This is a genomic window from Flavobacterium sp. KH_035, from assembly GCF_057839565.1.
In genome coordinates this window covers 4,475,961-4,497,390 of record NZ_CM174492.1, presented here as the reverse complement: position 1 = coordinate 4,497,390, position 21,430 = coordinate 4,475,961, and the positions used below count along the sequence as shown (strand labels likewise).

Sequence of the window (21,430 nt, the reverse complement as noted above, 5' to 3'; positions counted from 1 at the left end):
AATGATTTCAATTAAAAAATACATCGTATTGACTTTGTTCAGTATTTGCTTAGGAGTAAAGGCGCAGAACACCTATAAAAACTGGCAGGATATTATTCGGAAAAACAATGCAACTTGGTTTGGTACCGATGAAGCAAAAAAAATAGCAGAGAATGTTTTGCTTTACCAAAGGGACATAGGCGGCTGGCCAAAAAACATTCAAATGCAGAAAGAATTAACGCCAGAGCAAAAAAAAGATCTGATTGCGATAAAAACAACGACTGCAGAAACAACTACAGACAACGGAGCAACATGTCAGGAAATGCTTTTTATGTCAAAAATGTATGCGCAGGTAAAAGACGATCGATACAAAGAATCTTTTTTAAAAGGGTTCCAGTATCTCTTGAATGCACAGTACAAAAATGGAGGATGGCCTCAGTTTTATCCATTAAAAAAAGGCTATTACACTCACATTACTTATAATGATGATTCTATGGTGAACATCCTAAACACCATAAGACAAGTGAGTGAAGAAACGGACTATTTTAGTATAAAGACTTCCAAAGCAATTGTTGAAAAAGCGAAAGTATCTTTCGAAAAAGGAATCGATTGTATTTTAAAAACACAATACAAACAAAACGGTGTTTTAACTGCCTGGTGTGCACAACATGATGAAGTTACTTTTGCACCTGCAAATGCAAGAGCATTTGAATTGGCATCGTTAAGTGGTTCTGAATCAGCAAAGATTGTATTGCTTTTAATGTCAATAGAAAAACCTTCTTCTCAAATTATAACTGCTGTTCAAAGTGCTCAGGCCTGGTTTGAAAAAACAAAAATTACCAATCTTGAAGAAAAACGTGTTTTAAACGAGGATGGAAAAATCATTGACAAAAAAATGATCGCAAGACAAAATGCGGCTCCAATTTGGGCTAGATTTATGGATCTTTCGACCAACGAACCCTTTTTCTGCGATCGTGACGGAATCAGGAAAAAAACTTTAGAAGAGATTGGCGCTGAAAGACGAAACGGTTATTCCTGGTATTCTGATGCACCCAAAGAAGTACTTAAAAAATATCCGGCCTGGGCTACAAAGAATGGCTTAAAAATTTCGGCAAAAGAATCGTCAGATAAGAAAAAGAGCAACTTTATTACTGTTGCTAAAGATGGTTCGGGTGATTTTACAAAAATTCAGGACGCTATAAATGCTGCGCCTTCTTTTCCCTATGAAAAAGTAACTGTTTTTGTAAAAAATGGAATTTATAATGAAAAAATCCGAATTCCGGAATGGAATACCCAGCTGGCTTTGATTGGTGAGAGTAAAGAAAATACAATCATCATTTTTGATGATAATTTTTCTAAAATTAATCTGGGGCGAAACAGTACTTTTTATACCTATACCGTTTTGGTAGAAGGTGATGATTTTTCGGCATCCAATTTAACCATCAAAAATGCTTCAGGAGATAATGGTCAGGCTATCGCACTCTCTGTTGTAGCAAATAGAGCTCAGATTTCTAACTGTAATATTCTCGGAAATCAGGATACTTTGTACTTGTCGGGAAAGGAAGCCAAACAGTATATCAAAGATTGTTATATTGAAGGAACTACCGATTTTATCTTTGGAAGTGCAACAGCGTTATTTGAAAATTGCGAAATTCATAGTATCAAAAACTCTTATATTACTGCTGCTTCAACACCTGAAGGAACAGCTTTTGGATTTGTTTTTAAAGATTGCAAACTCACAGCCGAACCGGCAGCAACGGCAGTTTATTTAGGAAGACCCTGGCGTATTTATGCCAAAACAGTTTATATCAATTGCGATATGGCAAAACATATCAGGCCGGAAGGATGGGAAAATTGGTCGAAACCCGAAGCGGAAAAAACGGCTTTTTATGCCGAATACAATTGTAAAGGCGAAGGGGCTCAAACTGGAAAAAGAGTTTCATGGTCGCATCAGCTTACAAAAAAAGAAGCTGAAAATTATACCACAGAAAATATTCTGAAAGACTCAATCCCTAATTGGTATTTGAGATAGAAAAACAGCACTTGGATGATACAAATTATATAGTTTTACCCAGGTTGTTTTTTAAGATAACATAAAAAACAGCAAAAACCTTAGAGCCTTAGCACCTCAGAACCTTAGCACCTCAAAAAAAGCCATGAATTTTAAGTACTTCATTTTCCTCTTAATCACCTGGATTTCTGTAGCTCAGCATACCGAATTTCCGTCAGCAAAAGTAGATTCAATAGTTAATCGAATTCAGCTTCCCGTATTTCCTTCGTATCAGGTTAATGTTTTAAAATTGGGTGCAAAAGGGGATTCCATTACCAACAATAAATCCGTTTTTGACAAAGCGATGGCTTTGTGTAAAAAGAATAATGGCGGGATGATTATTGTACCAAAGGGAATTTATAAAATTAATGGCCCGATTCATTTTGTGAGTAATGTCAATCTTAAATTAGAAAAAGGTGCAAGAATTAAATTCAGTGATACTCCGACAGATTATTTACCAATGGTTCTAACGAGTTGGGAAGGTACCATGCTGTACAATTACAGTCCGTTGATTTATGCCTTTGAATGTTCTAATATTGCCATAACGGGCGAAGGAACCATTGACGGTGAAGGAGGTAAGATTTGGAAAAGTTTTAAAACGAAGGAAGGTGACGGAAAAAACAGAAGCCGTGACATAAATCATAATAACGTAGCTTTGAAAGACAGGAAATTTGGGGAAGGATATTTTTTACGTCCGCAAATGATTCAGTTTTTTAATTGTAGAAACATTTTAGTCGAAAATATTCGAATTGAAAACTCTCCTTTCTGGTGTTTGCATTTATTGAAATCGCAAAGTATCACTGTGCGTGGGGTGCGATATAAATCATTGAATTACAATAACGACGGGATTGATCCTGAGTATGCAAAAGATGTTTTAATTGAAAATGTAACCTTTGATAATGGCGATGATAATGTGGCTATCAAAGCCGGAAGAGACCATGAAGGAAGGGCAAATTCGGCGACACCAAGTGAAAACATTGTGATCAGAAATTGTAATTTCAAAGGACTTCATGGGGTAGTAATTGGCAGTGAAATGTCGGCAGGAGTTCAAAATGTATTTGTTGAGAACTGTAAAACGGCAGGTTATTTAAAAAGAGGTATTTATCTGAAGACTAATGCAGACAGAGGTGGTTTCATCAGAAATGTATTTGTCCGCAACATAAAACTGGATGAAGTAGAAGATTGTTTGTATATCACCGCCAATTATCATGGTGAAGGAAGTGGCTTCCAATCTGATATATCCAATATTTCTTTCTCAAATATTACGTGTAATAAAGCCACGGAATCGGGAATTGTAATTCAAGGGTTTCCGGATAAAAAAGTTCGTAATATCTCTTTAAACAATATTAATATCAAATGGGCAAAAAATGCCATTTCTAGTGAGAATGCCGAAAATGTAGTGCTCAATGAAGTGGTTATCGGAGAAAAAGCAACGGTGCCAACAGCAGCGAAGTAATTTTTTTTTAGAGGTTCGAGTGGCTAAGGCTCTGAGTTGCTAAGATTTTTTTTAAAGAGTTAAATGTAAATCAAATGACTAAATATTATCTGCTAATTATCTGTTTGTTTTCAATGGTGTGCTTTGCTCAAAAAACAACACTTTATACTATTGGAGATTCAACAATGGCCAATAAAAAAGATCCTGAACGTAATCCCGAACATGGGTGGGCACAGGTACTCCAGCCTTTCTTTACCGAAAATGTCAGAGTGGAGAATAAAGCAGTAAACGGACGAAGTACAAAAAGTTTTATCAGCGAAAAACGATGGGATTCTATTTATAAGAAGCTTAAAAAAGGAGATTACGTTTTTATCGAGTTTGGACATAATGACGAAAAGATAGAAGATTCAATCCGATACACAAATCCCCATACGAGCTTCCGGTATAACCTGATTAAGTTTGTAAAAGAAAGCCGGGAAAAAGGTGCAATCCCTGTATTATTAACTTCTATAGCAAGGCGCAATTTTAACGAGAAAGGAGTTTTAGTGCCTACACACGGGGGTTATCCTCTCGAAACCAGATTGGTAGCTCAAGAGTATAAAGTTCCCTTTATTGATCTGGAATATTTTACAGAAATACTGGAACAGAGTTACGGACCGGAAAAATCGAAACAGCTTCATTTGCATTTTAAAGCCGGAGAAAATATCTATTATGACAAAGATAAAAGTGATGATACCCATTTGTCATTAAAAGGAGCTACAGAAATTGCTCAAATTGTAATCAATCAAATTAAGAGAACAACTGATCCTGCTTTAGTTTTACTTAAAAAAGAGATTAGATAAAAAGACAACCTTTAAGGGTATGATTTTCAAAAAAGAGAGAACTGAGATTCTCTCTTTTTTTGTTTATGCGTCTCTCTAAAGTAATTAAAAAAGATTTGAAAGAGTTTATAATACAGTCAAAAAAACAGTTTTTATGCGAATTAATTGCTGATTTGGCTTATCACGATAGTTTAATGGCTTCTAGCGGTGCCCGAAGAGAAAAGTTACAATTAAATTTGTTGCAAACTTTATTGTTTCGCCACTTTTTAGGAAGAGAAGGGAGGGAACAAAGAGGTATTAATCATTAAAAAATAATACAACTGAAAGCACATGGGTACCTCTACTTTTTCTTTAGAATTTGATCTGAATATTGCAGAGATACGTAATTTGAATAAAATGTATTTCAAAGATTTGTACAAAAAAAGAGTAATGTTTTTTTTGGCAATCATCTTGTTGGTAATTGTTTTTTTGGATTGGGATAATAACGATGATTTTTTCCAATGGATAATAAGAAACTTATTTTCAGTGATCTTCTTTCTGTTTTTCCACTATCTAATCGTAAATGCAATTTGTAAAGTAACCTTTCGTCTGGTCAAAAAGTTATTAAAATTTGACGGCTTTGTGCGCAGGTACAAATTCAGTTTTACGAATTCAGTTATAGGAGTACATTCTCCTTTAGGAGGATTTACGCATCGATGGTGTCAGATTGAGAAAGCGATTCTAACCAAAGATTTTTTTTTACTATACATTAGGGATAGAAACGGATATATCATTTCCATTTCAACCAAAGGTAATTGTGATCATAAAATCGCGGAGTTAATTGCATTTATAGATTGCAATGTAACCCATGTAGAAAGAATTTGATCTGACTAGACAACTTTTAGCAAAAGTAAAAATCGAGATAGAAAAGAAGCACTTCTATATGATGTCTGTTCTTCATAAATACGATCATTTTTGAAGTGTTTTGGGCTCATGTAAACACATTTTCAATAGTTTTTCTCCAATAAAACAGCAAATTTCCATTGTAAGATGGAACAAAAAGTTGCTTTTTTTGATGTTTTGAAGAGGGAAAATGAAATTTTCTAAAAAATACTTTTGAATGCCCTACAAGACAGGAATTACCGGGTTTGAAAAATAAGCTATTGACTATTAGTTTATTGTAAAAAATGGGATGCTGAAAAGTAAAGAAGTAAACTTATTGTTAAGTTAAGGGCCGAAAAATGGGGATAAATTTAACAGCAAAAGTGTTGTAACTCCCAAGCAAACTTTTATTTTTGCGTCTTAATTTAATAATTATAAGCATGAACGATCTATTAGTAAAAATCAACGCCGAAATTGAAACATTTAAAGCAGAGGCTGAATCATTAACTGAAAAAGGTGTTAAAGCTGCTGGACCAAGAGCACGTAAATCAACTTTAGAAATTGAAAAACTTTTGAAAGAGTTTAGAAAAGTTTCTATCGAAGAATCTAAAAAATAATATTTTTATTTCAAAAAAAAGACCTCGTTTAATGAATTTTAAACGAGGTTTTTTTATGGAAAATATTTTTTAGGACTCCAAACTTTTGAACCTGATTCTAATTATATCCAAAGCTTTTTATCATTATATTGCAATAACATCGAATCTGTGGAGAAACAAGTTTGTGACTATTCTATTTTAAAAGAAAAATAGATGTTGTAATGTAGTAAACAAGTCTGTTAATATAAAATTGTTAGGATGAGTAACGTAAAAAATCTTAAGGCGGTAGCCTATGGAGAAGTGCTTTGGGATGTTTTTGCTACCGAAAAAAAAATTGGAGGTGCACCACTCAACGTCGCCTTGCGTATGCAATCGTTAGGTTGTGAAGTAGCAATGATTAGCTGTGTAGGTAATGATGAAGACGGTTCTGTCCTCATTAATCAGGTGAAAAAACTAGGACTTGAAACGGAAGCGATAAGTAAGTCAGAAGATTTTCCGACTGGTTTGGTTGAAGTAAGCTTAAATGATAAAGGCTCGGCGAGTTATATTATTCATTATCCGGCGGCTTGGGACAAAATTATACTGAGTGATTTTGCGAGCAATCGGGTACTCAATGCCGATGTTCTGATTTTTGGAAGCCTGGTTTGTCGGGATGCCGTATCAAGGAAATCCCTCGGAGAATTATTACAGACAAATGTTTATAAAGTTTTTGATGTCAATCTAAGAAAACCTCATTATTCGTATGAGATTTTAGAGCGTTTGATGTATTCTGCCAGTTTTATCAAATTCAATGATGAAGAATTATTAGAAATTGCTTTGGAACTGCATTCGCCTTTCACCACACTGGAAGAAAATATTCATTTTATTGCCGGGAAGACTACTACCAATGCTATTTGCGTCACCAGAGGACAACATGGTGCATTATTACTTTGGGAAAACCAATTGTATGAGAATAACGGATATGCTGTAAAAGTTGTAGATACGGTAGGAGCGGGTGATTCTTTTTTAGCGGCTTTAATTACGGCATTGCTTACCGGAAAAACACCACAATATGCAATTGATTTTGCATGTGCCACAGGAGCCTTAGTTGCCGCTTCACCGGGAGCCAATCCTGAGATTCCACTTTCAAAAATCGAAAGCCTGCTTATTGGGAGATGACATAAAAAAAACTGAAAGAAGAATTTTTTCGTTACAAAGAAAAATTCGGAGAGATCTGGTTTATAAAAAGTTTAGAACAAAAAAATGGGGTTGAAAGACCCCATTTAGTTACTATTTTGTATCGTATTTATGCTGTTTGATCGTCTGTAGCAGCTTCAGGTGCATTTGTTTTTACCGATGCAATTCCGTTATCTCTGGCGGCAGTACTTTCATACATTTCGCTTGATCCAATAATCTGACCGTTAGTAGCTTTTAAGTTGAAATAAGGTTTTCCGCTTTTGGATTCCAGTTTGTCAAATTTACCGTCGTTTTGCGAATTTGTTTTGACAGACTCAATTCCGTTTAAGCAGGCCGCTTTCGTAGTATAACCTTCACTTGTTAGAATAGTTTGCCCATTACCAGCTTTTAAATTAAATTGAAATTCACCATTGGCCCTTTTAGTAATTACAAATTTTCCCATCTATTTTTTGATTAAGTTAAAAATTAAATTCTTTGATATTCATAAAATTACAAAACTTCATCGTATAAAGTATAACCGGATGAAAAAATAAATGAAATACTTAAGTGAATACAAATAAGTTAATTATAACAGGCTTTACGCTCAAATTTCACAACCGAAGCGTAAAATTATTTTTTATTAAAAGCTTTTAAAATATACTTTTGGATCAATTCGTCACTTGAGGATTGTGAGTTGTAATTTCCTCCTGTAATAACGGTAATCATGTTTTGCTGTTCCCAGATATAGATTTTCTGACCACCGTTTCCCTGTGCTGCTGCTCCGTAATATTTGATGCCATCGACCTCCAGATATTTAAGCCACCACAAATAACCATAATTAACACCCTGAATCTCGGTGTGTTTGGTTAAAGATTCCTTAATCCATTCTTTAGAGATTAGCTGTTTACTATTCCAAACTCCTTTGTTGAGGTACAACAAACCTAATTTAGCCATATCTCTGGAATTTAAATATACCTGACAGAAAGTTTCGGCACTCGAAGCATCAGGTTTAAAATTCCATTTAAAGTTTTTAATGCCAAGCTCTTTAAAAAGAGTTTCTTTTGCAAAATCTGGCAAAGGCATTTTTGATGCTTTTTCGATTATTTTGCCAAGTGTAATTGGGTTTCCGGAGCAGTACATTCCTTTTCCTCCAGGTACATCAATCATGGGCAAATCAAGTGTAAACTGAACCCAGTCGTCAGAAGAGTTCATGGTCGTTTCATCTCCTGCAGACTTCGGATTGCTTACATCACAATCCAGTCCGCTTTGATTGGTAAGAAGATTTTCAATCGTAATCTGTCTTTTGTCTTCGTTGAGGTTTTTAAAAGTGTAATCAGGGAAATAGGAGAGTACGGTTTCGTTTTTACTTTTTATATATCCTTTATCAATTGCGATTCCGGTAAGCGCTGAAACAAAACTTTTGGTTGCCGAGCGCATTTCATGCAATTTGGTTTTATTGTACTCATAAAAATATTCTTCAAAAACTAATTTACCATCTTTAATAATCAGGACACTATGAACGTTTGGGTACGATCCATTGACAATTTTTCGCATCATTTCGCCCAATAATGCCTTGTCCAGTCCTGAATTGTCAATACTTCCGGTAACTAGACCGTCATTCTCTTTCTTGGGTTGTTGGTACAGGTATACGTAATCCTTTGAAACATTCAGTCTTGGGTACCACATTTCTTTTGGGAAAATGGTTTTTTTATTAATTAGTTTAAATGTCTTTCCGTCACTAGTATATCCATTGATAAGAGAAGCTTTATCTCGCAAAAAAGTTACTTTTTCCTGAGACATGTTTTGAAAAATATCTTTTTCCGTAGGTTTCAGTGCATATTTGCTTTCGTTGATGATCGCATACAGTATAGTATCTTTTGGTGAAGCTGCAATTTGCAGTGTGGTATTGTTTTGATACTCATAAAGGCCTTCGTATTCTTTTAGTTGTTCATAAGTAATTTTGAACTTTTGCTGGGAATATCCGACACAAATTGCCCCTAAAAAAAACAAGAATAAATAGGAGTTTTTCATCTTTTTTGGTTTTAAGGTTAGTATTAATGAGTGAAAAAAAAAAGAGACACTAATTTAAAACTAGTGTCTCTTTGTTATATATCGTTCTGCCGCTAAACAATTACTTAATAGTTATCGGAACTTCAACAGTTGTTTTGTCCCAGCCAATTACTAAATTCGTTACAGCGCCCTGAGTGGTAAAGGCAATCGATAAAGCTTCGATTACATTTGATACCGGTTTAACCGGAACACTTACTCTTGCAATATCTTTGCTTTCATCATAAGCGTAGGCACCCCATAAATCAATTTCTTTATTGATAATGATTGTCCATTTGTCTTTTTCGGGAATTGCAAACAAGCTATAAGTTCCGGCAGGTATATTTACTCCACCAATAGTAACTGGTTTGTAAAACTTGATTTCGGTATTTTCGTTAGCACCTACACGCCAAACTTCACCAAATTTAATTAAATCACCAAAAATAGCACGTCCTTTAGCAGAAGGTCTTGCGTAAATAACCTTAATCGTCGGAGCAGGATTATCGGTTTTTTTGAATTTTACCGCTTTATTCGGGAAATACGAAATGTCGACCGGACTTGCGTCTAACGGAGCAAATTTCACTACATCCTGTGCTTGAACTGTAAAGGCAGCAAATAAAGTAACTGCCATTAAACATAATTTTTTCATAGAATTACAATTTTTAGAATATCTACAAAGTAAGTTAATAATGAAGAAAAATCATATAATTTCAGTTTGTTTTTTTGTTAATGAATTGCTAATGGTTCTTGTGTTTAATTTAGAATACCGTAGAATGTGTTTGTTTTTTGTTCTAATTTGTCATTTTTTTAAAAGAATATCTTTTAATATTCTTTTTTCTTCTTTGTGTACCAATTCTGCATGATATAAAAGGCTTTCTTTTTATTTCCGTCGTTCGAGATCAGTCCTTTTCGGTTGTATTCGTCCTGAATTCCAGGTAAAAGTCGTCTTGGAGATCTGAAATCGACAAGAATCCATGGGCTTAATCCACTCAGGTGTGGGATGTTTTCGATCATCTTCAAATTCTGAATGTAGAGGTATTCCTGATACTCTTCTGTCCATCGTTCGTTTTTTTCTCCGTGCAAACCTTGTTTGGCATCGCCTCCAAATTCAGAAACAATCACAGGTTTGTTGTATTTGGTTTTCCAGAAAATCTTTTCGGCGTTTTCTAGTTTTCCGCCATACCAGCCTAAATACTGATTGAAGGAAATAAGATCCAGATACTGACCAATTTCGTCATTGATTGTTCCAAAACCATCTGCTCCGGTTTGCGTCAGTAAAGCCGCACTGATCAGTCGCGTATTGTCTAAAGATTTGGTATGATCCACCAGATTTTTGATAAACGTATTTCGTGCGTCCGAAATAGGGGTTTCATTGGCCATCGACCAGATGATAATACAGGCTCTGTTTTTATCTCTGGTAATAGCTGCAGTCAATTGTTCTTCGGCATTTTTGTAGGTGTTTTTATTGGTGAATTCAACTGTCCAGTATACCGGAATTTCCTCCCAAACCATGAGTCCCATTTTATCGGCCGTTCTGATAATATTTTCGTTATGCGGATAATGAGCAAGACGCACGTAGTTGCAGCCCAGTTCTTTCGCCCAGTTTAAAAGACGCAAAGCATCTTCTTCCGAATGGGCACGACCACCTTTTGCATTTTCTTCATGAATCGAAATTCCACGCAGAAAGATTGATTTTCCATTCAGGAGGATCTTGTCTCCCTGGGTTTCGATTGTTCTAAAACCAATTGCATCTTTTAATTGTTGTCCGTTATAATCGATTATCACTTCATATAACTTCGGATTTTCGGGAGTCCAGTAGGAGATTTTCTTTGCTGGAATTTCAAAGTTTAGGATTCCGTCGGTACCAATTTTTCCCTTGTAATGGATCTTTAATTCGGGAATTGATAGGGTTATGTTATTTTGTGCCGAATTGAAGTTGTTAATTTTTACAAAACCGGAAATTATAGCGGCATTGCTTTTTTTGAGCTGAATGTAGTAATCTTCTACAAAGGATTCATTCTCTTCGATTAAGGTAACATCACGGGTAATTCCGCCATAATTCCACCAATCAGTATTGATCGTCGGAACATCTTCTTTGTGGCGTGTATTGTCGACTTTAACTACTAAATAGTTGTCTTTTGGTTTTACAATGGAAGTGATTTCATAATTAAAGGGCGTAAAACCTCCTTCGTGCCTTCCTAACTTCTTCCCGTTTAAATAAACATCGGCTTTGTAATTAATGGCTCCAAAATACAGAAAAAGACGTTTTTTGGCCTGTAAATTATAATCGAAAGATTTCTTGAACCAGACATTTCCTTCGTAATACTTCAATTCCGGAACCTGCGAAGTCCAGTCTCCCGGAATATTGATTTTGGGAGATTTGTCGAAATCATATTCAATTAGTTCCTGTTTGTTTACAGCATGATAGTTATTAAAAAAAGCTGCATTAGAAGGTTTAGTCTGTTTGTCGTATTCGTCGTGATGAAAGCTGTAGTAGCCTGTTTCGTAAGGATCGACAATATAGTTCCAGACTCCGTTTAACGAGGTCGTATTTCGGTTTGGAACATTGGAGATCAGGTTTTGTGCTACTCCAAAAATGGATGAGGCGAGTAGCACTAAAGTGATTAGCTTTTTCATTGATACAATTTTATTTTTTAATCATTTTTACACCTTTTGAAAAGGTATTTTCTTTTTTAAATTTTATAAGGTAAAGTCCTGATGGTAGAGACGACACATTAATGGTTTCGGGAATTGTGTCGTAAGAAACCACCTGTTTACCAGTATTGTCATAAATCCTTATTCCGTTATACTCATTTAGAATTGCTTCTGAAAGTTCGAGTCTGTCACCTACCGGATTGGGGAATTGGATATCAACTTTTGCTTTTGAATGCTCTTTGGAGGATAAAGTAGTCAATTCCTCAATACTGAAATCGGAGAAAAGCACCGTTTCGTCTCTCATGTTGGCAATATCGGCGAGGCTGCGGTAAATTCCCCATTTGGGTCTGATAAAAGAGTTGGCTGCATAAACAGTTCCGTTGGTAGCTGTATAAGCAGGCCGGATCGTTTGAATATTTGAATTGCTGTAGTCGACCAATACAGTTCCGTCGCTGACTTTTTTGATGACCATAGCATAGGTTCCATTGCTGCCAATTTTGATCGTTTCGGTAGCTTCGACCCAGACACCCTCAAATAAAGATAAGGAAGGTAAAGCATATTTTGTGGTTGCTGTTGCAGCATTTTCGTCATATAGCAATTCTAAACGTGTTGCGCCGGTTGAAAGTTTTCTGAGAGTTATCGTAAAAAGCGGATCGTCGTCGTCGCCATCTACAGCTTTAACCTGATGGATGTGCGTAAAGCTGGTGGTTGGTTTAAATCCAACAGGAATTTTAAACCGCCATTTGTATCGCACGGTTTCACCGATTATTCCTTTTAGATTATCGGGAGAGGGGTTGTAGGATTTAATTTCTACACGCTGTCTGTCTGTTTTTCCGGCTACGGGTTCATTGTCCGGAGGAGTGTTACTCACATGTGCGTGAAATACAAAAACATTTTTATTCAGTTCGGCATCAAAAACTTCGGTAATATGAGGTCCAAAACCGGGATGTATGGCATCCGGTGCCTCGATCGCACCATTTGCTGTACCGGGAGCCAGTGCATTTGTTATTAGTTCATAAGTTCCAACGCCACCCGGACCATCGGCATTTAAAGTGACTTGTGCATGGCCCGCAAAACTGATTAGTACTAAGGCAATTTTGTAAAATATTGTATTTTTCATAATTGGGTTTTTAGTTTGCAATTTTGTTCTATTTCAATGTAAATGTGTATTTTTTGTTTTAGACAGAGTTTTAAATTTAATCTTCAAAAATCACTTTAATTTGTGTAATCAGTGGCATAAAAAACTTTGCGCCTTTGCGCCTTCGCGAGATTTGCCTAATTTTAAATCAATTGGCAATCTTCAAATATTCTCCTTTAAAACTCTGGTTCAATGCTGTCATTTCAATCGGACTCCCGGAACCGTCCGGAACCACTTCAATAGAAGCTTTTCCATTGGCCATTTTTATAGACTCGCTTCCGGTGGGAGTTCCTTGATTTTTCATGGTTTTTCCACCTTTCAGACATTGAAAATAAACGCTTTCTTCGTAATCCAGACAGCGTAAGTTGTTGTGATCGATTGCAATTGCCGTCACGAGATAATTACCGTTTTTTAATTTTTCGCTGGACAATTGGAGTGCCGTAGCCGTATCATTTTTATTGAAACGGTAATTCACTTTTAAAGTGTCTGTAACTTTTTTTCCGTCTTTTGTTTCTCCAACGGCAATCAGGATGTTTTCTCCTTTTAAAAAATTTAGGTCCCAGGTTAAGCCATTGGCAGGATACAGTGAAAGATTTCTTTTCTTTTCACCCAATGATTTTTGCTGATGAAATAAAGTTACTTTTTCACAGTTGCTAAATACACTAATTGTGCGAGGGGTATTTTCAGGACCCTGACGCTCGGTCCAGGTATGTGACTCGATGTACGCAAAAGGTTCCTTGCCCCAGTAACTTTTAAAAACATAGTAGGCATCTTTTGGGTTTCCGTTTCGGTCTGTCAGTCCTTTTTGATTCATGTACGGAATATCATCTTCCGGTCGTAAAGGCGTTGCAAAATCCTTGAATGCCCACTGAATATTGCCCACAAACGATGGGTCATTCTCGGATATATGCAGATGCCAGTCAAATAAATCAACGATATAATTTTCGCTCCAGTCGCCAATTTGAGCAATATTAGCTACTTTGGTTTGCACTATGGCTTCTTCCCAGCCCTCGGCTTTTATGATATTCTCGCCTGTGATTGGATTTTCACTATGACGGCCTACATGACTGTCACCGCCATATTCGGCATGAATGAAGTGTTTGTATTCTTTTTTGTAAACATCGATTGCTTTTTGATAGCTTTTGTAGCTCCCGGAATACCAGCCTGACCAGATCGAAGGGGAGAAGACATCGACAATTTGAGAACCTTCATAGTATTTTCGAATCGCTGTTTTTCGGGTAGGGTCCATTTTGTGGGCGATATCGTTTAATTCTTTCAGGAATACATTTGTTCTGTCTGTATTATCTCCATCAGGAAAATCCGGCAACCAGTTCATTTCATTCCCCAAAGACCAGATAATGATACTCGGATGGTTGTAGTTTTGATTGATGATTTCTGCGAGCATATTTTTAGTGTTCGTTTGCCAGAGTTTGTCGCCAATTCCGCCACGGCACCACGGTAATTCGTCCCAAACCAAAAGACCAAGTTCATCACAGGCCTTATAAACTTCGGGGTCTTGCGGGTAATGGGCAAGACGAACAAAATTGGTTCCCATTTTTTTTATGGATTCCATGTCGGCACGATGCTGTGCATTGCTCATGGCGGCTCCCACGCCAGCTTCTTCTTCATGGCGGTGGGTACCCCTAAGGAGCAGTCGTTTTCCATTGAGATAAAATGGGCCATGATCTTTAAATTCAAACCATCTGAAACCTGTTTTTTCATTTATACTGTCTCTGATTTGATTTTTCTCTGCTAAAATCGCTGTTACTGAATATAGATTAGGACTATCGATATCCCAGAGCTCCGGATTTTTAATATTGTCAAATGTTATTGTTGTCGTAGCAGCAGTAACCGGAATGGTTTTCCCGGCTACTTTTTTTCCTTTTGGATTTTTAAGAATCACGGTTAAGGAGAGCTCTTTTGAAGTTTTAGAATGGATGGTTTTAGCAACGATTTTTAAAGATGCTTGTTTGGCAGAAACTTCAGGAGTGGTAATTTTCAGATCCTCAATATGATTTTTGTATTTCGACAATAACCAGACATCACGTGTTATACCACCATAAATAAAGAAATCGCTTTTTTGAGACGGAATGATTTCGATATCATAACTGTTGTCTACACGAACAAGAATTTCGTTGTTTCCTTCTTTGATAAAAGGTGTAATGTCAATTGTAAATCCAATGTAACCACCGATGTGTCCACCGGCTTCTCTACCGTTTACATATACTTTTGTGGTTACATTCGATCCTTCAAAATATAAATAATAACGTTGATTCTGATCTATTTGAGCAAGATTAAGTTTTTTTTGATACCAACTGGCATCGCGTCGGTAGCCTGGGTTTAAATCGGTTGCATCTTCGGCGTTCCAGGTGTGTGGTAAATTAAGTTTGCTCCAGTTTTCTGCTTTTTTAGCCTGATCAGGATTGGAGGTATTGTTTTCTAAATACAGCCAGTTTTCGTTGATGTTGGTTTTCGTCTGAGCAAGAGCATTATTGTGACTAAACAAAAGAAAAGCAAGAAAAGCTATAATTGAAAATGATTGATAGTGATATAGTAGTTTTTTCATGGCTTATAAGGCTTTTTTTCTTAACAATGCTTCCAGAAAATAATAGTCAGCATAGACAATCGGTTCGTCAATTTCGTCGTGTTTTGGCCAGTTTCCAGTGCTGTGATCTAATAGGAAAGGAGCGTTTATTTTTGCATCTAGAATGTATTTGTCGGAATGTAAAGACGCGATTATTTTGTTGGCGAAAGCCAGATAACGGTCGTTTTTAGTATAACCGTACAATTCATATAGAGCTGAAGCCATGATGGTTGCCGCAGAAACATCACGTGCCGAGTTTGGAATGCCCGGATCTTTAAAATCCCAATACGGAATTCCGTCTTCCGGCAAATTTTTATTTGTCATAAAAAATTGTGCGGTCGCCTCGGCTTGTTTGAGGTAAGCCTCATCTTTTGTATAGCGATACGACATGGTGAATCCGTAAACTGCCCAGCCTTGTCCACGTGCCCAAACAGAATCGTCATTATATCCCTGAAGTGTCGTTCTTTTTCTTACGGCTCCGGAAACCGGATTGTAATCAATAACGTGATAACAGCTGTTGTCTTCTCTAAACTGATTTTTTAAAGTGGTATTGGCGTGTTGGATAGCGATGTCCTGGTATTTTTTATTGCCGGATAATCTGGTGGCTTCAAAAAGCAATTCAAGGTTCATCATATTGTCAATGATTACCGGATAGTCCCAAATTTCTTTGTTGAAATCCCAGGAACGAATAGCCCCGACTTTTGAGTCGAAACGGCTGCATAAAGTTTCAGCACCTTTAACAATTATATCTTTGTATTCTTGTTTGTTTTCAACTTTTAATGCCTCACCATAACTGCAATAGACTTTAAAACCAACATCGTGGGAATTTGTATTCACGCTTTCTTTTTTACTGAAAGGCGTCCATTTTTCGGCTTGCTTTTTATAGTCGGTATTTCCTGTTAAGCGATACAATTGCCAAAGATTTCCGGCAAAGAATGCGCTTGTCCAGTCTCTTGAAGGAACTTTTCTAACGAGATTGGTTTTGAGGGTCATGCTTCTGGGCATCGCCATCGAATCAACCGGATAATCCAACAGCATTTTGTATCGGGTTTCCAGAAGGTGGTATGCTGCTGAAGTGTTTTTTGGATGAGAATTAATCCCGGATTTACACGCTGTTGCAAGCAATGCAAACCCAAGGATTAAAGCATAAATACTAACTCTATTCATATGTAAGTTTTATTTTGATTTTTTTAATCTGTTGTATTTAATTTTAACACATAGTGACATAGTTTATAGGAGCGTTTAAAAGGTGTTTCACTTTTAATATTATCTCATAGCAATCTCGTAAAGCTATGCGAGGAAAAAGATACTACTGTTTTGTTATTTCGACGAAGGAAGGATCACACTCGAAACTCGACCAAGATTGGCTGATTTTGCATACGGAGTTTCTAGTGTGATCCTTCCTTTGTCAGGATGACAAAAATGAGGTTAAATCTTATTTTTAATATCCGGGATTGTTTGGTTTTAAGTTTGGATTGATCGCTAACTCAGTGCCCGGTAATGGAAATAAATAATCTTTGTTGGGATCAAAATTGGCGTGCGGTTCAAAACCATTCGGACCAAATACTTCCGGACCATTTTGGAGTCTTTTGATGTCGTACCATCTTACATATTCAAAAGCTAACTCTAATCTTCGTTCGTCGATAACCATTTTTCTGAAAGCAAACTGAGATAAGCCCGGTGTTACATTGGCAGGAAACGAAACCAGTTTTCCGGCTTTATTTCTGGCTCTGGTGCGTACGCGGTTTACATAACCGTCTGCTTCTGCAGTTCCCGGGGTAATTTCATTTAAAGCTTCTGCTGCTGTCAACAACACTTCGGCAAAACGCATCGTGATGTAATTGTGCTGTGAAGTTCTTCCGTTGGCACCCGCTTTTCCGGGAAAACGATAGTATTTGGCAATATGTGGGCGTGGCGCTTTCTCGTTATCACTCGAAGGAAAGATTTGCAAATTATTGCCAACCTTTTTTCTGATGATGGTGTCAAAACTTACCGCTCTTCGATAATCTCTTTTGTCCCAGTCGTTGAATACTTTTAAAGAAGGAACGGCTACAGAAAATCCTTGTCCGTAGCTATACGTTTCGTCTTTCAAAGAACCAGTGAAAAATGCGGTATAATCCTGACCGTAATTTCCTGAAGTCAAATTATTAAAATCGACTGTAAATAAAGGCTCTTTAAGTGCTGCTGTTTTTGTAGCATTAAATAAATCCTGAAAATCAGCGTCCAGTCCCAAGCCAAATTTTGCTTCATTGGTAATAACATATTTGGCCTCGTCGTAGGCTTTTTGGTACTTTCCAAGGGTTAAATAGACAGAGGCCAGATAACCTGCGGCGGTACCTTTTCCGGGAACTGCTTTTACTTTTGGTTTGTCTTCCAGCCATTGTTTGGCAAATTCCAGATCGGCAATAATTTTCGGATATACATCGGCTTGTTTGGTTCTGCTTAGGGAATTTACCTGTGAAACGTCATTTACCACAAAGTCGATGTAGGGAATATCTCCAAAGATGCGAACTAAATGATAGTAGGCAAAAGCTCTTGCAAAATAAGCCTGAGCCACAATGGCGTTTACTTTGGCAGGATCACCTGGTGTCTTTTTTGCGCCTTCGATGGCCTGATTGGCAGCGGTGATGATGATGTATGATTGCGGCCAGAAGTTTGCTACCAGACCGTTGGTGTCATTCATCGTAAAATCATTCACATCGATACGGGCAGCCTGAGTGGTTCTGTCGCCAATATCGGCCATGTCGTCGCGTAACATTAAGGCAATTGTAAATTCTCTTCCCCAATAATTATTGTGGGCAATGTTGGCAAAAGCTCCGTTTACAGCAGCCTGCAGGTCATCTGTATTGCTGAAGAAGTTTTCCGGACGAATGATTCCCACCGGTTTTTCTTCTAAGTCGGAACATCCAAAAGCGAATATTCCCAGGAAAAGAAAAGCTATATATTTTTTCATACTATTATTTTTTTAGGTATTTGGTGTACTAATTTTAACACATAGAAGCATAGCTTTTTGGAATGTTCTATAATTGTGAGCATAAAATCTATGTTTCGATGTGTTTAAGATCATTTTGAAACTAAAATTTTAAATTAAAGCCCAGTGTAAACGTTCTCACATTCGGATAACTTCCATAATCCAATCCTAAGTTGGTGTTGCTTCTGGCGTTGGTATCGTTCAGGTAATTTACTTCCGGATCAGAACCCGGGTAGTTGGTAATGGTCCATAAATTTTGAGCACTGATGTAGAAACGAACTTTACTCAATCCCATTTTGGATACAATTTTATCATCCAGACTATAACCTAAAGAGATGTTTTTCAAACGAATGTAACTTGCATCATATACAAATCTTGAAGTTACTCTTTTTGTTCTTGCCGCATTAATGGGCACATTGGTATCTGTGTGTGTTGGTGTCCAGGCATCCAGAACTTCGGTTGTCGCATTATTGTTTCCTGAGGCCAGTTCCATCAGAGTATAATTTAAGATCTGATTCCCTTCAGAACCTTGAAAGAAAATATTCAGATCAAGATTTTTATAAGTGAAGTCGTTATTAAGTCCAAAGATGAAATCAGGATTTGGGTTTCCGATGATTGTTTTATCGTTTGAATCCAGTTTTCCGTCACCATTTACATCTTTGAATTTTTCTCCTCCGGCAATCGTTTCAAAATTCCCCGGCAGAACTGTTTCTCCCTGCTGAATCACACCGTCGTAAACAAATCCAAAGAAAGAACCAACGGGTTGTCCGACTCTTAAAATTTGGGAATCGGTCGCAAGGAAGTGACCGGGAGTAGAGTTGATTAAAAGATCTTTGTCATCGGCTAATTTCAGTACTTTGTTTTTATTGGAAGAGATATTAAAACTCGTTGACCATGTAAAATCAGCTCCGGTAAAGTTTTTGGTATTGATGCCCAGTTCCCATCCTTTGTTTTCTAATTCTCCAACGTTCTGAAGCTGAGAAGCAATTCCTGAAACGCCCGGTAAAGGTCGGTTGAACAATAAATCTTTGGTAATTGTTTTGTAATAATCGGCTGTGATACTGATTCGGTTATCAAACAAACCCAAATCAATTCCATAATCCTGCTGGTAAGAAGTCTCCCATTTTAAGTTCGGATTGTCTAATGAAGTTAGTTGAACGGCATTTACAATCACATCTCCGCTTACATCATAAATTTCAGAAAATCGGGAAAGTGTAGAATAAGCCCCGATTGACGGGTTTCCGGTGGCTCCGTAACTGGCTCTCAATTTAAAATTTGAAACCGTTTTGCTGTCCTTCAGAAAGTTTTCCTTACTGATATTCCAGCCAACTGCTCCAGAAGGGAAGGTTCCGTATTTGTAATTTTTACTAAAGCTTGACGAACCGTCTCTACGGGCTGTAAAGGTGAAGAGATACTTATCGGCATAATCAAAGTTTAACCTTCCAAAAGCCGAGATCAGTTCTGTTTCTGATAATCCTGAATCGGGTTTTAAGAATACTGTTCCGGCACCTAAGTTATGATAGGAGTTGGTGTTTGTTAAAAAACCTCTTGCAGCGGCGTATGAATTTTCATTTCTGTTTTTTTGATAAGAGTAACCTCCAAGTACCGTAAGGATTCCTTTATCGACGATTTCACGTTTGAAAGTCAGGTAATTTTCAGTTAAAAAAGAAGAGAATCTGGTATTGTTTACAGAAGCTTCTCCTTTAATATTTTTTCCCGCGATTAAGGTGGATGGAGTATATCTTCCGGTTTGTGAATTAGATTCGGTTAATCCTAATGTGGTTTTGAAGTTCAGATCTTTGGTGAGTTGATACGATGCAAAGAAGTTACTTCTGTTGGTAATGTTGATTACCTCTAGAATGTTTTCCATAGCTGTCGCGTACGGATTGTCGATATCATCTCCAATAGGTGCTGTGGTGGTAAAAGTTCCGTCGGCATTATAAATTCCTTTGTCGGGCATAAAACGGTAAGCTGCGGCAATTACACCCGCGGCTCCTGTTCCTCCCGCACTGGTCTGGCTGATGATTCCTTCTTTATTTTGTTTGCTTTGAAATAAATTCAGCCCCACTTTAAACTTGTCGCTCAAATCGGCTTCAAGATTACTTACAATGGTGTATTTGTCAATTCCGGAGTTAATGACAACTCCATTCTGGTTGAAATAATTCCCTGAAACATAGTATTTGATTTTATCTGACCCCCCTGAAAAAGACAATTGGGAGTTAGAAATTAATCCATCGCGGTAAATGATGTCCTGCCAGTTGGTATCAGAACCTGCCGCAGTGTGTGTGGTGAAACTTTTTCGGTAGGCTACAAATTGATCAGCATTTAACAAATGCAATTTATTGTTGACAGACTGTACGGAGGTGGAATTACTGAATTCGATAACAGGAGCACCCGGTTTTCCTTTTTTGGTCGTGACCATGATTACTCCATTTGAACCTCTTGATCCGTATATGGCAGTAGCCGAAGCATCTTTTAAAATCTCTATCGAAGCAATATCCTGAGGGGCAGGCATCGATGCACCGGCAAAACCGTCTACCACGATAAGTGCATCTCCACTTGCATTGATAGAAGTACCGCCACGAACCCTGATTTTTACGGGAGCACCCGGTTCACCGCCATTATTGGATTGTACCGAAACTCCCGCAGCACGGCCTTGTAATGCCTGCTCTGCATTTAATAACGGATAGGCTGTTAGTTCTTTGGCTGTCACCGAAGATACAGAACCCGTAATATCGCTTTTTTTACGGGTACCATAACCCACAACGACTACTTCATCGAGATTTTTGGTATCCGGTTTTAAACTGACATTGACTACGGTTTTATTGCCTACGGGAATTTCGACAGTTTGATATCCTATAAAGTTGAAGACTAATACGGCATTTTTTTCAGAAACGATAACAGTATAGTTTCCATCCATATCTGCAGATGCGCCCACTGAAGATCCTTTGATATAAACATTAGCACCAGGAAGTCCGAGTAAGTCTTCGGAGGAAGTAACTTTTCCGGTGACTTTTCTTTCCTGTGCATTCATCACAATATTTACCAGTAAAAAATAGACCAGCAAACACCATTTAAGCGATTTGAAATTTTGGTTTGTAAACATTCATTTTTGGTTTTAGGTTAGTGTTAGATAAAA

The 21,430-nt window shown here is 37.2% G+C and carries 16 protein-coding genes; 7 read left to right on the top strand and 9 right to left on the bottom strand.

The features are described 5' to 3' along the window. The first annotated feature begins 1 nt into the window (after position 1). The 7 genes from pelA (at position 2) to AC3IS6_RS18295 (ending at position 6,900) form a co-directional block, all read left to right on the top strand. Positions 2–2,011, top strand: a complete 2,010-nt coding sequence (pelA, locus tag AC3IS6_RS18325; protein WP_489161490.1) for a pectate lyase — start codon at positions 2–4, stop codon at positions 2,009–2,011. A 124-nt stretch (positions 2,012–2,135) separates the two neighbouring features. Continuing rightward, positions 2,136–3,485, top strand: coding sequence for a glycoside hydrolase family 28 protein (locus AC3IS6_RS18320; RefSeq protein WP_489161489.1), 1,350 nt, complete (start codon positions 2,136–2,138; stop codon positions 3,483–3,485). Positions 3,486–3,559: 74 nt separating this feature from the next. Next, on the top strand, positions 3,560–4,306 hold the full coding sequence (locus tag AC3IS6_RS18315; protein ID WP_489161487.1) for a rhamnogalacturonan acetylesterase: 747 nt from the start codon (positions 3,560–3,562) through the stop codon (positions 4,304–4,306). A 95-nt stretch (positions 4,307–4,401) separates the two neighbouring features. After that, positions 4,402–4,593 carry a hypothetical protein gene (locus AC3IS6_RS18310; RefSeq protein ID WP_489161485.1) on the top strand — a complete coding sequence of 64 codons (192 nt, stop codon included), beginning with the start codon at positions 4,402–4,404 and terminating at the stop codon, positions 4,591–4,593. Between the two features lie 22 nt (positions 4,594–4,615). Continuing rightward, complete coding sequence (locus AC3IS6_RS18305) at positions 4,616–5,149, top strand: hypothetical protein (RefSeq protein WP_489161484.1); 534 nt, start codon at positions 4,616–4,618, stop codon at positions 5,147–5,149. A 437-nt stretch (positions 5,150–5,586) separates the two neighbouring features. Then, positions 5,587–5,763, top strand: a complete 177-nt coding sequence (locus AC3IS6_RS18300) for a histone H1-like protein Hc1 (RefSeq protein WP_017495627.1) — start codon at positions 5,587–5,589, stop codon at positions 5,761–5,763. 237 nt (positions 5,764–6,000) lie between these two features. Further along, entirely contained in the window at positions 6,001–6,900 is a 900-nt protein-coding gene (locus tag AC3IS6_RS18295) for a carbohydrate kinase family protein (protein ID WP_489161482.1), read from the top strand. 127 nt (positions 6,901–7,027) lie between these two features. Here the strand turns inward: AC3IS6_RS18295 and AC3IS6_RS18290 are convergent, their stop codons facing one another. The 9 genes from AC3IS6_RS18290 to AC3IS6_RS18250 all read right to left on the bottom strand — a co-directional run bounded on the left by AC3IS6_RS18290 (position 7,028) and on the right by AC3IS6_RS18250 (position 21,397). Next, complete coding sequence (locus tag AC3IS6_RS18290) at positions 7,028–7,360, bottom strand: YegP family protein (protein ID WP_173965148.1); 333 nt, start codon at positions 7,358–7,360, stop codon at positions 7,028–7,030. Positions 7,361–7,527: 167 nt separating this feature from the next. Beyond that, the gene (locus AC3IS6_RS18285) at positions 7,528–8,928 is read right to left on the bottom strand and encodes a serine hydrolase domain-containing protein (RefSeq protein ID WP_489161480.1); all 1,401 of its coding nucleotides are present in this window, start codon (positions 8,926–8,928) and stop codon (positions 7,528–7,530) included. Between the two features lie 100 nt (positions 8,929–9,028). Further along, positions 9,029–9,592 (bottom strand): DUF2911 domain-containing protein, encoded by a 564-nt coding sequence (locus AC3IS6_RS18280; RefSeq protein WP_489161478.1) that lies wholly within the window; start codon positions 9,590–9,592, stop codon positions 9,029–9,031. Between the two features lie 173 nt (positions 9,593–9,765). Next, on the bottom strand, positions 9,766–11,580 hold the full coding sequence (locus tag AC3IS6_RS18275; protein WP_489161476.1) for a glycoside hydrolase family 2 protein: 1,815 nt from the start codon (positions 11,578–11,580) through the stop codon (positions 9,766–9,768). A gap of 10 nt (positions 11,581–11,590) precedes the next feature. Further along, a complete protein-coding gene (locus tag AC3IS6_RS18270) occupies positions 11,591–12,718 on the bottom strand; it encodes a T9SS type A sorting domain-containing protein (protein ID WP_489161474.1) in 1,128 nt (375 codons plus the stop codon). Between the two features lie 166 nt (positions 12,719–12,884). After that, positions 12,885–15,302 carry a glycoside hydrolase family 2 protein gene (locus tag AC3IS6_RS18265; protein WP_489161473.1) on the bottom strand — a complete coding sequence of 806 codons (2,418 nt, stop codon included), beginning with the start codon at positions 15,300–15,302 and terminating at the stop codon, positions 12,885–12,887. Between the two features lie 3 nt (positions 15,303–15,305). Further along, entirely contained in the window at positions 15,306–16,487 is a 1,182-nt protein-coding gene (locus tag AC3IS6_RS18260; RefSeq protein ID WP_489161471.1) for a glycoside hydrolase family 88 protein, read from the bottom strand. A 274-nt stretch (positions 16,488–16,761) separates the two neighbouring features. Beyond that, on the bottom strand, positions 16,762–18,273 hold the full coding sequence (locus AC3IS6_RS18255) for a RagB/SusD family nutrient uptake outer membrane protein (protein ID WP_489161470.1): 1,512 nt from the start codon (positions 18,271–18,273) through the stop codon (positions 16,762–16,764). A 121-nt stretch (positions 18,274–18,394) separates the two neighbouring features. After that, complete coding sequence (locus AC3IS6_RS18250; RefSeq protein ID WP_489161468.1) at positions 18,395–21,397, bottom strand: SusC/RagA family TonB-linked outer membrane protein; 3,003 nt, start codon at positions 21,395–21,397, stop codon at positions 18,395–18,397. Between the last annotated feature and the right edge of the window lie 33 nt (positions 21,398–21,430).

What these genes read in the sequence shown, in the direction of transcription:
- pelA (WP_489161490.1), top strand. Translation starts at nt 2, where the DNA reads ATGATTTCAATTAAAAAATACATCGTATTGACTTTGTTCAGTATTTGC.
- AC3IS6_RS18320 (WP_489161489.1), top strand. Translation starts at nt 2,136, where the DNA reads ATGAATTTTAAGTACTTCATTTTCCTCTTAATCACCTGGATTTCTGTA.
- AC3IS6_RS18315 (WP_489161487.1), top strand. Translation starts at nt 3,560, where the DNA reads ATGACTAAATATTATCTGCTAATTATCTGTTTGTTTTCAATGGTGTGC.
- AC3IS6_RS18305 (WP_489161484.1), top strand. Translation starts at nt 4,616, where the DNA reads ATGGGTACCTCTACTTTTTCTTTAGAATTTGATCTGAATATTGCAGAG.
- AC3IS6_RS18300 (WP_017495627.1), top strand. Translation starts at nt 5,587, where the DNA reads ATGAACGATCTATTAGTAAAAATCAACGCCGAAATTGAAACATTTAAA.
- AC3IS6_RS18295 (WP_489161482.1), top strand. Translation starts at nt 6,001, where the DNA reads ATGAGTAACGTAAAAAATCTTAAGGCGGTAGCCTATGGAGAAGTGCTT.
- AC3IS6_RS18290 (WP_173965148.1), bottom strand. Translation starts at nt 7,360, where the DNA reads ATGGGAAAATTTGTAATTACTAAAAGGGCCAATGGTGAATTTCAATTT.
- AC3IS6_RS18285 (WP_489161480.1), bottom strand. Translation starts at nt 8,928, where the DNA reads ATGAAAAACTCCTATTTATTCTTGTTTTTTTTAGGGGCAATTTGTGTC.
- AC3IS6_RS18280 (WP_489161478.1), bottom strand. Translation starts at nt 9,592, where the DNA reads ATGAAAAAATTATGTTTAATGGCAGTTACTTTATTTGCTGCCTTTACA.
- AC3IS6_RS18275 (WP_489161476.1), bottom strand. Translation starts at nt 11,580, where the DNA reads ATGAAAAAGCTAATCACTTTAGTGCTACTCGCCTCATCCATTTTTGGA.
- AC3IS6_RS18270 (WP_489161474.1), bottom strand. Translation starts at nt 12,718, where the DNA reads ATGAAAAATACAATATTTTACAAAATTGCCTTAGTACTAATCAGTTTT.
- AC3IS6_RS18265 (WP_489161473.1), bottom strand. Translation starts at nt 15,302, where the DNA reads ATGAAAAAACTACTATATCACTATCAATCATTTTCAATTATAGCTTTT.
- AC3IS6_RS18260 (WP_489161471.1), bottom strand. Translation starts at nt 16,487, where the DNA reads ATGAATAGAGTTAGTATTTATGCTTTAATCCTTGGGTTTGCATTGCTT.
- AC3IS6_RS18255 (WP_489161470.1), bottom strand. Translation starts at nt 18,273, where the DNA reads ATGAAAAAATATATAGCTTTTCTTTTCCTGGGAATATTCGCTTTTGGA.
- AC3IS6_RS18250 (WP_489161468.1), bottom strand. Translation starts at nt 21,397, where the DNA reads ATGTTTACAAACCAAAATTTCAAATCGCTTAAATGGTGTTTGCTGGTC.